Raw genomic sequence first — 12,630 nt, forward strand, 5'->3', positions numbered from 1 at the left:
GGGCTCCGGCGGCACGGTGCGCCGCCCCGGCGGGTGCCCGCAGCCGAAGCCCGGGGAGCACCCTCCCGTACACGGCACGCGACACACGACGTCACACGGAACGACTGAAGGAGTGGACGCCGCGATGGTGTTCAAGAAGCTGCTCGGGGCCATGGGAATCGGGGGACCGTCGGTGGACACGGTCCTGGAGGAGGGAGCGGTGGCGCCCGGCGGGCCGCTGTCCGGCCAGGTCCACATCGAAGGCGGCAGCTCGGATGCCGAGATCGAGCAGATCGACCTCGAACTCGTCGCCCGCGTGGAGGCCGAGAGCCACGGCGACGAGCACGAAGGCACCCTCGCCTTCGCACGCTTCACGGTGGGGGGCGGATTCCGGCTGGCCGAGGGCGAACGACGGAGCATCCCCTTCTCCGTCACGCTGCCGTGGGAGACGCCGGTGACGGAACTGCACCAGCAGCCGCTGGGCGTGGTGCTGGGCGTACGGACCGAACTGTCGGTCTCCGGCGCGAAGGGCAAAGGCGACCTGGACCCGCTGCGGGTGGGGCCGCTGCCCGTGCAGGAGGCCGTACTGGAGGCTCTCGGGCAGCTCGGGTACGCATTCCGCTCCGCCGACCTGGAGGCGGGCCACATCCACGGTACGGGCCAGCAGCTCCCCTTCTACCAGGAGATCGAGCTCACGCCGCCGCCCCAGTACGCCCACACGGTCAACGAGATCGAACTGACCTTCCTCGCGGGCCCCTCGGGCGTCGAGGTCGTACTGGAGGCCGACAAGCGCGGCGGGCTCTTCTCAGGCGGCCACGACGTCCTGAACCGCTTCGCGGTCGGCCATGAGGACGCCGGACGTACGGACCTGACGGCCGAGGTCGAGGGCTGGGTGCGTCAGCTCGTCGACCGTCACGGCGGCCACGGCCAGCACGCTCAGCACGGCGAGTGGGGTCACGGCAGCCCGTACGGCGGTGAGTTCGCCCACAAGGACGGCCACGGCGGACACGGGCACGGCGGCGGTCACCACGGCTCCTCGGGCCCCGGCATGGGCACCGCGGTCGCGGCGGGCGCCGCCGGACTGGCCGTCGGTGTCGCGGGCGGGTTCGTGGCCGCGGAGGTCGTCGACGAGATCGGTGACGCCTTCGAGGGCGACGAGGAGGAGGAAGGCTGAGCGGCGGAGCAGCGAACCTGCTAACTTCTACACGTCTGTAGAAGTTACGTCGCGGATGAAACCGCGCCCGGTCCGCCAGGGGCGGCCCGGGCCCCTCACTCATACGGAGTTCTCATGGCCCTTTGGGACCGCATCAAGGAATCCGCACAGACGATGCAGACTCAACTGGAGGCGAAGAAGAACGATTTGCAGAGCGGCGCCTTCCGCGACGCGAGCATGGCCATGTGCGCCCTGGTCGCCGCGGCGGACGGCACCATCGACCCGGCGGAGCGCACGCGCGTCGCCCAGCTGATCACCAGCAACGACGTCCTGCAGAACTTCGCCGCCGACGACCTGCGCCGGCGCTTCGAGGGTTACCTCGACAAGCTCACCTCCGACTTCGACTTCGGCAAGGTCGCCGTCCTGCAGGAGATCGCCAAGGTGAAGAAGAAGCCGACCGAGGCACGCGCCGTCGTACAGATCGGCATCGTCATCGGCGGCGCCGACGGCGACTTCGACGCCACGGAGCGCGCGATGGTCCGCGAGGCCTGCTTCGCCCTCGACCTGCCCGCCGCCGAGTTCGACCTCTGACCGGCTCACCGGCGTTTCACCGGGGCGCCGGCCGCCCCTCGCCACACACCTCAGTGCGAGCAGAAGGGACGCCTCATGTTCGGCATCAGCGAGCTGGCCATCCTCATCATCGTCGGCGTGCTCCTCTTCGGCGCGAAGAAGCTGCCGGAGCTGGCCCGTTCGGCGGGCAAATCCGCCCGCATCCTCAAGAGCGAGGCCAAGGCGATGAAGACGGAGGGCAAGCCGGACGGGACGCCCTCCTCGTCGTACACCGTTCATCCGGCCCCTGACCCGGCACCCCCGCCGGCCCCGCCCGCCCACGGCGCCACCGAGCCCCGGGGCGAGGCGGGCGGAGGGGCTCGGGACCAGCCCTGAGGCGCACGTGAGCACCCGCCGCGCGGTACGGCCGCCCCCGTGCCCCCGCGTACCCCGGCGGCGTACCGCGCGTCGGCTCCTGAGCGCCGCGCCGCACGCGTAACGTGACGGCCGACCACCCCGGAGCCGACCGTGAGGCTTACGCCGTGACGAGCCCGACGCCGGACTTCATGGACCGGATCAGGAGCAGGCTGCCGGCGCTGCGCCCGCGACGCCCCGAGGTGTCCCCGTACCTGCCGCCGGGCGGCCCCGTCCTCACCGCTGACTTCTCCTCGAAGAGGCAGTGGGTCGCGGGCCGTTCATGGGCCTATCCGGACGGGGGCCCCACCAATCCCGGCGACGGCAAACTCGACCACCTCGTGCCCGATCCCGCCTACAGCCGGACCGGGGTCTTCCGCGCCACTCCCCGGCCGGAGGGCACCTGGAGCGCCGGCCTGCTGACGACGGAGGGCAGCGACGAGGACTTCACCGTCCGCGCGGGCGACATCCTCGAAGCCGGGGTGGTGCTGCCCCGCGAGCCGGGGGCGTGGCCGGCGATCTGGACGTGGCGGGAGGGCGGCAACGAGATCGACGTCTTCGAGTACCACCCCGACAATCCCCACACGCTGGAGATGTCGAACCATGTGCGCGGCAGTGGGCACTACTGCACCGACCCTGCCGTCGCCCCGGGCTCCGGGATCGACGTGCGGGTGCGCTTCGGCGCGGAGTCCGTCGACTGGTGGATCAACGGAGCCCCCGTCTTCGCCGACGGCACCGGCGTGGGCGAGGACTGGTACGCGCACCTCGTGGTCAACCTCTCCGTGAGCGCGGGCGTCCATCACCCCGCGCCGGGCCCGGCCGTACGGTCGATCAGCTACGAGGTGCCGTACCTGCGCGTGCACCGGCCCTGAAGCAGCCCTCCCGGGGCCCCGGTCTGAGGGGTCCCGACCGTCGGGCCCCGGTCTGAGGCCCCGCTCCCGAGCCGGGACGACCTACCCGAAAGCCGCGCCCTGCGCCGCGCCAGGCCCTTCCGGCACCCCCTATGGGCGCCGGCCCCGTGAGGTATCCGTACCGGCGGCCCCGTCGTTGCGGCGGCGGGCGTCCGCTGCCGGGTCGCCGCGGAAGGCCCAGTTCATCCTCGGCTCCATGGAGAAGCGGAACGCCCGGCGCACCGGAGCCGTGCAGAAGACGGTGATCACCGCTGCCGCGATGGCCGTGACACCGATGGCGCCCAGGGGGGTGTGCACCCAGTCCGCCTCGTACCAGTCCCAGAAGCGGGAGCCCTTGGCGAAGAAGCCGTGCAGCAGGTAGCCGTAGAGCGTGCCGGCGCCCAGCGCGGTGAACCACATGTGGCGGCGCGGCACCCAGGCCAGGAAGCACGCGGTGAGCACCATCGAGCAGCCGAAGAGCGCGAACGTCATCACCACCCCTGCCCACCAGGCCACGCCCAACTCCTGGGCACTGGCGTAGTGGTAGAGCCATGCGGGGTTCATCCGCTCCACGGCCCAGTAGGCGAACGCGAGGCCGCACAGCGCCACCGGCACCGCCAGCAGACGCGCGGACCGGCTGCGTACGAGGTCGAAGTGCTCGGCCCTGAGCCGGAGCCCGATGACGAAGAACGGGAGGAACTGCAGGACGCGTTGCAGGTCCAGGTCGTCACCGATGTCGGGGGAGACCGAGGCGAGCACGGCGATGGCCAGCGCGAGGGGCACGGGCCGGCGAACGGCGTTCCACAGCGGCGTCGTCAGCCGCCAGATGAACAGCGCGATCAGGAACCAGGTCAGATACCACGGGTCGAGCAGGCTGATGGGGTAGCCCGGGTCGTCGCCCGCCCAGCGCTTGAAGAGGGTGTAGGCGACCTCGAAGAGCACGTACGGGACGGCGATCCCCGTCACCAGCCGCTTGAGCTGGTGCGGCTTGCCCGTGAAGCCCCGTGAGAAGTAGCCGGAGATCACCATGAACGCCGGCATGTGGAAGGTGTAGACGAAGACGTAGAGGGCTCCCGCGGCACGCGAGTCCGCCCTCAGCGGCTCCCACGCGTGACCCAGCGCCACGAGCACGATCGCCAGATACTTCGCGTTGTCGAAGAACGGATCACGCTGCTTCCCCTCCTGGACGCTCGTCGGGGCGGCTGCGGGTCTGCCCTTGGCGCTGTCCGGGACCTGGGGCTCCGGCGGAGGGTCCGCCGGGCGGGCGGCCGGCAGGGGTGCCCGCTGGTTCCGCGTGTACAGGTCGTGCGCCACAGCGCCTCCTTGCTGCCTCTCTGCGAGGGGGTCATGAGACGTGCCGCACGCTCCGCCCCGGAGCGGCGGGGAGTATCTACAGCACTGTAATAGATGAGCCGTGAACGGTCACGGACTCCGGGGAACAGCCGACAGACCGCCTCCGCAACGGAGTTGACCCCTCCCCGTACGTACGAACCGGACCGCGGCCCGGAGTCGTACGCACGGGCGGGCCGCCCGCATCAGATGTTCACGCCGAAGTCCTGGGCGATTCCCGCGAGTCCGGAGGCGTACCCCTGGCCGACCGCCCGGAACTTCCACTCCTGCCCGTGCCGGTAGAGCTCGCCGAAGACCATCGCGGTCTCGGTCGCCGCGTCCTCGGTCAGGTCGTAGCGGGCGAGTTCGGCGCCGCCGGCCTGGTTGACCACACGGATGAAGGCGTTGCGGATCTGGCCGAAGCTCTGCCCGCGCTGCTCCGCGTCGTGGATCGAGACCGGGAAGACGATCTTGCTGACCTGCGCCGGGACGCGCGCGAGGTCCACCTTCACGGCCTCGTCGTCCCCCTCCCCCTCACCGGTGAGGTTGTCGCCGGTGTGCTCGACCGACCCCTCGGGGCTGGTGAGGTTGTTGTAGAAGACGAAGTGCCCGTCGGAGAGGACCTGTCCGGCCTCGTCGCACAGCAGGGCACTGGCGTCCAGGTCGTAGTCGGCGCCCGTCGTCGTACGCACGTCCCAGCCCAGACCGACGAGGACCGCACTGAGCCCCGGGGCCTCCTTGCTCAGCGAGACGTTGCCGCCCTTGGCCAGCGAAACTCCCATGATCTCCTCCAGACTTCGACGTGCCGGAATCAAAAACTACATCACTGTAGAAGGGCAAATCACGGGGCTGCCCCCGTTCAGTACCATGGCCGCCTCTGCCGTGCGCGGCGAGCCAGGCTGGAGGGAGACGCCATTGAAGGGGCAGGACAACCTTCGTACCGGTCCGCGGGCCCCTCGCCGGGGCCAGGGCGAACTGGAGGCGCAGGTACTCACCGTGCTCCACACCGCCCCCGGCCCGGTGAGCGCGGCGTGGGTGCAGGAGCGGCTGGACGGCACTCTCGCCTACACCACCGTCGTGACGATCCTCACCCGGCTCCTCACCAAGGGTGCGGTCAGCCGTGAGCGGCAGGGTCGTTCCTTCGCCTGGCAGCCGTCGTGCGACGCCGCGGGGCTGGCCGCCCTGCGGATGCAGCGGGTCCTGGACAGCGAGGTGGACCGCGAGGCGGTCCTCACCAGCTTCGTGACCGCCCTCCCCCCGGACGACGAGAAGCTCCTGCGCGACCTGCTGGGCCACTACGCACAGGGGCCGGAGCACTGAGACATGGGCGTCTTCGTCTTCCTGCCGCTGGTTCTGCCGCTGACGGCATGGCCGATCGCCCGTCTCGCCGAGCGGCGTCTCCACCCGCGTTCCGCCGCCCGTCTGCTGACGGGGGTGGGTGTCGTCCTGGCCGTGTGCAGCACCCTGTGCCTTGCGCTGATCATGGTGGTGGGGACGGCCCAACTGCCCGGCAACCCGCTGCCCGACGGCTGGTCCGACCCCGAAGTACGGGCCGCCGTCCCCTACGACGAGGTCGTGGGCAAGGCCGCGATCCCGGCCCTCGCCCTCGTCGCCGTGGAGTGCTGCAGAACGGTGTGGCGTCACCTGCGGGTCCGGCGCCGGGCCGAACGCGCGCTGCAGGGGATGCCGCCGTCGCAGGTCGCGGTCCTCCCCGACGGGAGCGCCTACGCCTACGCCCTCCCCGGCAGGGGACAGGGCCGGATCGTGGTCTCCACCGCGATGCTGGCCTGTCTCGAACCCCGCGAGCGGGAAGCCCTCTTCGCCCACGAGCGCACCCATCTCGAGGCGGGCCACCACCGCTTCCTGCTGGCGGCCCAACTGGCGGCGCGGGCCAATCCGTTCCTCCACCCGCTGAAGACGGCCATCGCCTTCAGCGCGGAACGCTGGGCCGACGAGGACGCCGCGCACGCCGTGGGTGACCGCCGCCTCATGGCCCGTACGGTCGGCAAGGCAGCACTGGTCTCACGTCCCGCACCCGCCCGGACACTCGCCGGATTCGCGGCGCCCGGGCCCGTACCGCGCAGAGTGCAGGCCCTGCTGTGCCCGGCTCCCGACGCCCGCGTCTGGCCGCCCGGTCACACCGCCGTCGGCCTGGCCGTGTGGACGGCTGCCGCGGGTGCCACCGCATCCGCGCTGTCGTCGGCGAACGCCACCGTCGCGCTCTTCCTGGTCCTGCACGCCGCGACCCCGCTGTAGGAGCCCGCCGCCCTCACGTCCCCAGCCTTCACGTCCCCCGCCTTCACGCCGCGGCCCTCAGCCGCCACAGCGAGGTGACCTCGGCCGCACGGGCCGCGTGCAGCGGATCGGCCGGGTCGGCGGAGCGCGGATGGTGCGGACGGGTGTCCTCGCGTCCCGCCACGGTGAGCCCGGCCTCCCCGATCCAGCACAGCAACTCGGCGCGGGTGCGCAGTCGGAGGTGCTCGGCGAGGTCGGAGAGGATCAGCCAGCCCTCACCTCCGGGCGTGAGCCGTCCGGCAAGCCCGGTGAGGAAACCGCGCAGCATGCGGCTTCCCGGGTCGTAGACGGCGTGTTCGAGGGGCGAGGTCGGCTTGGCGGGCAGCCACGGCGGGTTGCAGACGACGAGGGAGGCGCGTTCGCCGCCGGGCGGGAAGAGGTCCGCGCGCAGGACCGTCACTCTTCCCGACGGGTCCAGCCGGCCGAGGTTCCCGCGTGCGCACTCCAGCGCGCGCGGGTCCTGGTCCGTCGCGACGACGCGCTCCACGCCCCGCCGGGCGAGCACCGCGCTGAGCACGCCGGTGCCGGTGCCGATGTCGAACGCCGTTCCCGCCGGGGGCAGTTCGGTACGGGCCACGAGGTCGACGTACTCGCCTCGCACGGGCGAGAAGACGCCGTAGGCCGGATGCACCCGCTCACCGCCCAGCGCCGGGACCGGCACACCTCTGTGCCGCCACTCGTGCGCACCGATCACACCGAGCAGTTCGCGCAGCGAGACGACGGAACGCTCCGCCACGGACGGCGGCGGCCCGTACGCCTCCGCGCACGCCTCCCCCACGTCCGGGGCACGGCGCAGCGGCACGGCGTAACCTCCCGGCCCAGGCCCGGAGTCGAGCGGCACCAGCAGCATGCCGAGCACTCTCGCGCGCCGGGACTGCGCCTGCCGGTTGAGATGGAAGCTCTCGCGCGGGTCCGCCCCGGCACGGGGCGGCTTCCTCTCGACGCGGCGGCGCAGCGCGGACAGCAACTGGCGCGCACCGTGGAAGTCGCCGTGCCAGAGCAGCGCGGTGCCCTCGCAGGCGAGCTTGTAGGCGGAGTCCGCCGTCATGCGGTCGTCCGCGACGCGTACGTGCCGCGGGGGCTTCATCCCGCTCTCCGAGCGCCACAGTGCCGACCGTTCACCCTCGTCCTCGGTCCAGCCGACCGACTGCCGCTCGTCCACCTGCCCAGCCTATGGCGCCCCGCGGGCGGGCGGCGTACGCACAGCACCCATGCTGGCGACGATGACCAGCGCTATGGCCACCAGCTCCAGCGGGCGCAGGCGCTGCTGGAGGACCAGGAAGCCCGCCAGCGCCGCCGCCACCGGCATCAGACTCATCAACAGCGCGAAGGTGGCCGCCGGCAGCCGGCGCAGCGCGAACAGCTCCAGGGTGTAGGGCACCCCCGAGGAGAGCACCGCCACCGCCGCGCCCAGCCCCAGCGTCACCGGGTCCAGCAGGGCGAGCCCCGCGTCGGCCACCCCGAGCGGCGCGCTGATCAGCGCAGCGGGCACCATGGCCAGGGCGAGCCCGTCGGCCTTGGGGAAACGGGCGCCCGTACGGGAGTTGAAGAGGATGTAGGCGACCCACATCGCGCCCGCCGCCAGCGCGAACCCTGCCCCCGCCGGGTCGATGCGGTCGAAGCCGCTGCTGCCCAGCAGGTACACCCCCACGAGCGCCAGCCCGGCCCACAGCAGACTCAGCGCCCGCCTCGAAGCGACGACGGAGAGGACCAGCGGGCCGAGCAGTTCGAGGGTGACGGCCGCGCCGAGCGGGATGCGGTCGATGGCCTGGTAGAAGAGCGTGTTCATCGTGCCCAGCGCGACGCCGAGACCGGCCACCGCGGCCCAGTCCGTACGGGAGTGCCCCCGCAGCCGTGGCCGGCACACGAGCAGCAGCAGCACCGCGGAGAAGATCAGCCGCAGGGCGACGACACCCAGCGCACCCGCGCGGGGGAAGAGCGTGGCGGCGACGGCCGAGCCGAACTGCAGCGACATGGCACTGCCGACGACCATGCCGACCGCGGCGGCCCTGCCGCCTCCCGCGTCACCGGACGTACGGGCGCCGGGCGCGGAGGCGGACGTACCGGCGGAGGCGGACGTACCGGCGGCGGCGGGCGCGGTGCTTTCCCCAGAGGTCATGAGCAACACGCTAGGACCACCGCGCCCGGCTGTGAAATGCCGCTTCGCCAGCGGCTATGCTCCCGACGCATGACCGCCGAGCTACGCCACCTGCGCGCCTTCCTGGCCATCGCGGAGGCGGACAGCGTGACCTCCGCCGCCGCGGTGCTGCGGATCAGCCAGCCCGCCCTCTCCCGTACGCTGCGCCAGCTCGAGGCGCACATGGGAGTACGGCTGGTCGACCGGACGACGCACCACCTCCGGCTGACGGCCGACGGCCACCGGTTCCGGGAGAAGGCGGCGAGGGCCCTTGCCGCCGTCGACGAGGCCCTCGATCCCGGCAGGCTGTGTCCCTGGCCGCTGCGGCTGGGCCATGCCTGGTCGGCGTTCGGCCGGTACACCACACCCCTGCTGCGGCGCTGGAAGGAGAGCTGTCCGCAGACACCGCTGGAGCTGCTGCGCGTCGACGACCGTACGGCGGGGCTGCTGAGCGGCAAGGTCGATGCCGCGCTCGTACGGGCGCCGATGATCCCCGAGGACGCGGAGGGCCTGCTCGGTGAGTGGCTGTGCAACGAGCCCCGCGTGGCGGCCGTCCCCGCGGAGAGCGAACTGGCCGAGCAGCCCGGTGCATTGACCCTGGCCGACCTCGCCCGCCATCCGGTCGCGCTGAACACGGTCTCCGGACTGACGACTCTGGACCTGTGGCCGGAGGAGATCCGCCCCGACCCGGCCTCGACCGTGGCCGTCGCCAACACCGACGACTGGCTCGGCGCCATCGCCGCGGGCAGCGCGGTGGGCACCTCCACGTCCGCCACCGCGGAGATGCACCCGCACCCGGGTGTCGTCTACCGGCCGCTCGACGGGGCGGACGAGGTGCCGCTGATGCTCATCTGGCGGGAGACACCCCCGGGTTCCGGAAGACCCGGGCACCCAGCCGTCCCCCAGCTGGTGGAACTCGCGCTCGGCGTACTGGCCGGGGACGCGCGGGGAACGGGCTGATCCCGGCATACGTTGAGCGACCGGGGACAGACGGAGAGTCCGGACACCCCGGGCACAGGCGACACGAGCAGCGGGAGGCACGAGCATGGCGGGATTCATCGACAGGGCCAAGGAACAGGCGCAGCGCGGACTGGCACAGGGCAAGGAGAAGGTGGAGGAGGTGCAGTCCCAGCGCACCGGCAACGATCTGCTGCGCAGGCTCGGCGCCGCCTACTACGCGGAGCAGCGCGGCAGCGGCTCACCCGCTCAGGTGCAGCAGGCGCTGGCAGCCGTGGAGCAGCACATCGCGCAGAACGGGGACGGTTTCCTCCGCAATCCCTGAGCGGTCGGCCGCCGGAGGCCGGCGCGCGCACCTCTCACCGCGCACCGGCTCGCCCGGTCCCCGGCCCGTACGCACGGGCCGGGGATCTCTGCCGTCCACCGCGGCCGGGGCCGGGAGACCCACGTCTCGCGGCCGGGGCCCGGGAGACCCACGCGTCCGACGCCTCGGGCTGACCCTCGGGGCCCGCCCGGACGGGACCTAACCGAAGCGCAGCCGGTACAGCATGAGCAGCGCCGCCGCCGTGTTCGCCGCGGGCACCTCGCCCTGTGCGATCAGTTCGGGCGTCTCCTTGAGCGGGACCCACTCCCTCTTGTCGGACTCGATGTCGTCCTCCGGGTGACCGACATGGGTGGCACCGTCCGACCAGTAGATGTGGTGCCGAGCGTCGATCAGCCCGTTGGCGGGCTCCACCGTCATCAGATGCCGCAGCGGTCCGGGCCGCCAGCCCGTCTCCTCCAGCATCTCGCGGGCGGCGGCCCCGGCCAGGTCCTCGCCGTCCTCCACGACTCCGGCAGCCAGCTCCCATCCCCAGCTGTCGGTGATGAAGCGGTGCCGCCAGAGCATCAGCACCTCGTTGCGCTCGTTGACTGCTGTGGCCATCGCCACCGGCCGCAGCCGGATCAGGTAGTGATCCAGATGCCGGCCGTCCGGGAGAAGCACGTCCGCGAGATTGACCCGTAGCCACTGGTTCTCATACACAGTGTTCTCACCCAGGTTCTGCCATCGCACGTGTGTGCCCCCTTCCTGACGGGGTTGGGGCACATCCCAGCACGCGGCGGCATCCCTCTGACAGAGGCGCCGCCCGGGCCTCTCCCCGTCAGAGAGGCACTCTCAGGGTCTCCTCGATCAGCCTGGCCGCGCGGTCGGCAGGTGTTCCGGGATGGCGGAGCAGATGCTCCCTCACCTGCCGCATGCGCTGCCGCAGCCGCCGCGACTCGATGCCCTGCGCGTTGTCGACCATCTGCACCGCCGTCCGCGCGGCGCGCTCGGCGGAGCCTCCGTGCAGCTCGATGTCCGTGAGCGTGGCCAAACGGTTCACCCGGCCCCGCACATGGGCGGGTTCCCGAGCCGCCTCCTCGGCGTACCGCTGTGCGGGGTCCAGCTCTCCCAGTACGAGCAGAGTCTCAGCCAATCGCACCTGCACCAGGCCCGGTTGTACGTAGCCGGTCTCCTCGGGTTCCTCCTCCGGACGGATGCGCGTCGAGCAGCTCTCGGCCTTGCGCATGCAGTCGTACGCACTGCGCCGGTCGCCGATCCGGGCGTAGGCCGTCGCCTGCATCGCGTGGAGGTCCGTCGCCAGGGCCGGTGTGGACTGCGGCCCCGGCGTGCGTAACACCGCCTCCGCGCAGGCTATGGCGCGTCTGTCGTCACCGAGGAAGAGCGCCTGATTGACCAGCAGCGCCACCACGTAACCGCCGAAGAGACGGTCGCCGGAGGCTTTTCCCAGGCGCAGGGCCTGGTGGAAGTAGCGCTGCGCCAGGCCCTGTTCGTCCGCGTCGTAGGCACATATGCCGCCGACCGCCGCCAGCGACCCCGCCGCACGGCACAGTTCGCGGCCGGTGCCGTCGCCGTAGCCGCCGCGGAGCAGCGGGGCGACCTCGCCGTTGAGGAATCCGACGACACGGGGGCGGGTCGCGACGCCGCCCGCGTTGCGGTACAGATGCTCGTAGTGTCCGCGTGCCGCGTGCAGCACCGAGACGTCCACCTCCGAGACCTCACGCGTCCCGTCGTGCGAGACGTCCGGGTCGTCGGGCGGGTTCTCCCACTCCCACACGGGCGCGACGGCCGCGGCACCCGTCAGCAGCGCCGGCCCCGGCGTGTCCGCGTGGAGCTGGTCGGCACGCCACGAGAGCGCCGCCCGCTCCACGAACCGGCCGAGTGCCGCCCTGTCCCCGGCGGCACACGCGGCGAACCCGCCGTCCCCCGCCCGGCCGGCATCCTGCACCGATGCCGGGGAGTGGGAACGCGGCGGAGCGGCCATGCCGATGTCGTCGAGAGTGAGCGTGCGCTTCAGCCGCCCGCCCAGGACCTCGCATATCAGCTCCGGGACCCTGCCGCGCGGGCGCTGCCCTTTGAGCCAGCGCGCCACGGACGTGTGATCGTAACGCAGAGTGACATCACTTCGAGCGCCGAGGTGATTGACCCTCATGGCGAGACCGGCCCGGGAGATTCCTGACTGGTCAAGCAGTACGTCCAGTTGACTGTTGGGCTCCATCACGCCCTCCGGTCGTCCAACCCTTGTTTCGCAGAGTAACGGACTTCCGTTCACACGGGGTGTGAAAAAGCCACCTGTGCGTGGGCACGGCACATGCTGCCGCAGAAGCGGAGGCTGCTGTTCGCTTGGAAGCACTCCGTCCGCGGCAGGGCGAACGGAGCACCACAAGGAGGGATTTCGACCATGAATGACCCGATCCTCATCCACTTCGAGCCGCGCCGGGCGGTCGGCAATGCTGTCCTCTGAACACCACCGCCGGCACCCCGCGCCGAACGGAACGCTGCGTTCACTTCTGGCCGAGACCGAGTGGACGCAGGAGGCACTCGCCCGCGCCGTCGGCCGGCTCGGTGCCGAGGCGGGGGTCCCGCTCAGCTACGACCGCACCTC

The 12,630-nt window shown here is 71.9% G+C and carries 14 protein-coding genes; 8 read left to right on the top strand and 6 right to left on the bottom strand.

Annotated elements, in window-relative coordinates:
* Positions 1-124 precede the first annotated feature (124 nt).
* The 4 genes from H343_RS0108655 (at position 125) to H343_RS0108670 (ending at position 2,967) form a co-directional block, all read left to right on the top strand.
* Positions 125-1,153: a sporulation protein gene (locus tag H343_RS0108655; RefSeq protein ID WP_028430803.1), complete on the top strand. Its 1,029-nt coding sequence runs from the start codon at positions 125-127 to the stop codon at positions 1,151-1,153.
* 114 nt (positions 1,154-1,267) lie between these two features.
* Positions 1,268-1,723 (top strand): tellurite resistance TerB family protein, encoded by a 456-nt coding sequence (locus H343_RS0108660; protein ID WP_028430804.1) that lies wholly within the window; start codon positions 1,268-1,270, stop codon positions 1,721-1,723.
* Between the two features lie 75 nt (positions 1,724-1,798).
* Positions 1,799-2,077, top strand: coding sequence for a Sec-independent protein translocase subunit TatA (locus H343_RS0108665; RefSeq protein WP_028430805.1), 279 nt, complete (start codon positions 1,799-1,801; stop codon positions 2,075-2,077).
* A 146-nt stretch (positions 2,078-2,223) separates the two neighbouring features.
* Positions 2,224-2,967: a beta-glucanase gene (locus H343_RS0108670; protein WP_486586832.1), complete on the top strand. Its 744-nt coding sequence runs from the start codon at positions 2,224-2,226 to the stop codon at positions 2,965-2,967.
* A 129-nt stretch (positions 2,968-3,096) separates the two neighbouring features.
* Here the strand turns inward: H343_RS0108670 and H343_RS0108675 are convergent, their stop codons facing one another.
* Positions 3,097-4,299: an acyltransferase family protein gene (locus H343_RS0108675; RefSeq protein WP_028430807.1), complete on the bottom strand. Its 1,203-nt coding sequence runs from the start codon at positions 4,297-4,299 to the stop codon at positions 3,097-3,099.
* Between the two features lie 221 nt (positions 4,300-4,520).
* A complete protein-coding gene (locus H343_RS0108680) occupies positions 4,521-5,096 on the bottom strand; it encodes a TerD family protein (protein WP_028430808.1) in 576 nt (191 codons plus the stop codon).
* Positions 5,097-5,229: 133 nt separating this feature from the next.
* On the opposite strand from H343_RS0108680, the gene H343_RS0108685 reads away from it, so the two are divergent.
* Positions 5,230-5,634: a BlaI/MecI/CopY family transcriptional regulator gene (locus H343_RS0108685; RefSeq protein WP_028430809.1), complete on the top strand. Its 405-nt coding sequence runs from the start codon at positions 5,230-5,232 to the stop codon at positions 5,632-5,634.
* Between the two features lie 3 nt (positions 5,635-5,637).
* Entirely contained in the window at positions 5,638-6,570 is a 933-nt protein-coding gene (locus H343_RS0108690; protein ID WP_028430810.1) for a M56 family metallopeptidase, read from the top strand.
* A 43-nt stretch (positions 6,571-6,613) separates the two neighbouring features.
* Here the strand turns inward: H343_RS0108690 and H343_RS0108695 are convergent, their stop codons facing one another.
* Together H343_RS0108695 and H343_RS0108700 are read right to left on the bottom strand one after the other, a co-directional pair.
* The gene (locus H343_RS0108695; RefSeq protein WP_028430811.1) at positions 6,614-7,771 is read right to left on the bottom strand and encodes a N5-glutamine methyltransferase family protein; all 1,158 of its coding nucleotides are present in this window, start codon (positions 7,769-7,771) and stop codon (positions 6,614-6,616) included.
* 9 nt (positions 7,772-7,780) lie between these two features.
* A complete protein-coding gene (locus H343_RS0108700; protein ID WP_486586833.1) occupies positions 7,781-8,728 on the bottom strand; it encodes an EamA family transporter in 948 nt (315 codons plus the stop codon).
* A 69-nt stretch (positions 8,729-8,797) separates the two neighbouring features.
* Between H343_RS0108700 and H343_RS0108705 the strand changes: the two genes are divergently transcribed.
* Both H343_RS0108705 and H343_RS0108710 read left to right on the top strand, forming a co-directional pair.
* Positions 8,798-9,706 carry a LysR family transcriptional regulator gene (locus H343_RS0108705; protein WP_028430813.1) on the top strand — a complete coding sequence of 303 codons (909 nt, stop codon included), beginning with the start codon at positions 8,798-8,800 and terminating at the stop codon, positions 9,704-9,706.
* A gap of 85 nt (positions 9,707-9,791) precedes the next feature.
* The gene (locus tag H343_RS0108710) at positions 9,792-10,028 is read left to right on the top strand and encodes a hypothetical protein (protein WP_028430814.1); all 237 of its coding nucleotides are present in this window, start codon (positions 9,792-9,794) and stop codon (positions 10,026-10,028) included.
* Positions 10,029-10,226: 198 nt separating this feature from the next.
* On the opposite strand, the gene H343_RS0108715 is transcribed toward H343_RS0108710, so the two are convergent.
* Both H343_RS0108715 and H343_RS0108720 read right to left on the bottom strand, forming a co-directional pair.
* Complete coding sequence (locus H343_RS0108715) at positions 10,227-10,757, bottom strand: NUDIX hydrolase (RefSeq protein WP_028430815.1); 531 nt, start codon at positions 10,755-10,757, stop codon at positions 10,227-10,229.
* An 88-nt stretch (positions 10,758-10,845) separates the two neighbouring features.
* The gene (locus H343_RS0108720; protein ID WP_028430816.1) at positions 10,846-12,243 is read right to left on the bottom strand and encodes an NsdA family TPR-like regulatory protein; all 1,398 of its coding nucleotides are present in this window, start codon (positions 12,241-12,243) and stop codon (positions 10,846-10,848) included.
* Positions 12,244-12,630 lie beyond the last annotated feature (387 nt).

The sequence above is a fragment of the Streptomyces sp. TAA204 genome (assembly GCF_000424965.1).

What these genes read in the sequence shown, in the direction of transcription:
- H343_RS0108655 (WP_028430803.1), top strand. Translation starts at nt 125, where the DNA reads ATGGTGTTCAAGAAGCTGCTCGGGGCCATGGGAATCGGGGGACCGTCG.
- H343_RS0108660 (WP_028430804.1), top strand. Translation starts at nt 1,268, where the DNA reads ATGGCCCTTTGGGACCGCATCAAGGAATCCGCACAGACGATGCAGACT.
- H343_RS0108665 (WP_028430805.1), top strand. Translation starts at nt 1,799, where the DNA reads ATGTTCGGCATCAGCGAGCTGGCCATCCTCATCATCGTCGGCGTGCTC.
- H343_RS0108680 (WP_028430808.1), bottom strand. Translation starts at nt 5,096, where the DNA reads ATGGGAGTTTCGCTGGCCAAGGGCGGCAACGTCTCGCTGAGCAAGGAG.
- H343_RS0108690 (WP_028430810.1), top strand. Translation starts at nt 5,638, where the DNA reads ATGGGCGTCTTCGTCTTCCTGCCGCTGGTTCTGCCGCTGACGGCATGG.
- H343_RS0108700 (WP_486586833.1), bottom strand. Translation starts at nt 8,728, where the DNA reads ATGACCTCTGGGGAAAGCACCGCGCCCGCCGCCGCCGGTACGTCCGCC.
- H343_RS0108705 (WP_028430813.1), top strand. Translation starts at nt 8,798, where the DNA reads ATGACCGCCGAGCTACGCCACCTGCGCGCCTTCCTGGCCATCGCGGAG.
- H343_RS0108710 (WP_028430814.1), top strand. Translation starts at nt 9,792, where the DNA reads ATGGCGGGATTCATCGACAGGGCCAAGGAACAGGCGCAGCGCGGACTG.
- H343_RS0108720 (WP_028430816.1), bottom strand. Translation starts at nt 12,243, where the DNA reads ATGGAGCCCAACAGTCAACTGGACGTACTGCTTGACCAGTCAGGAATC.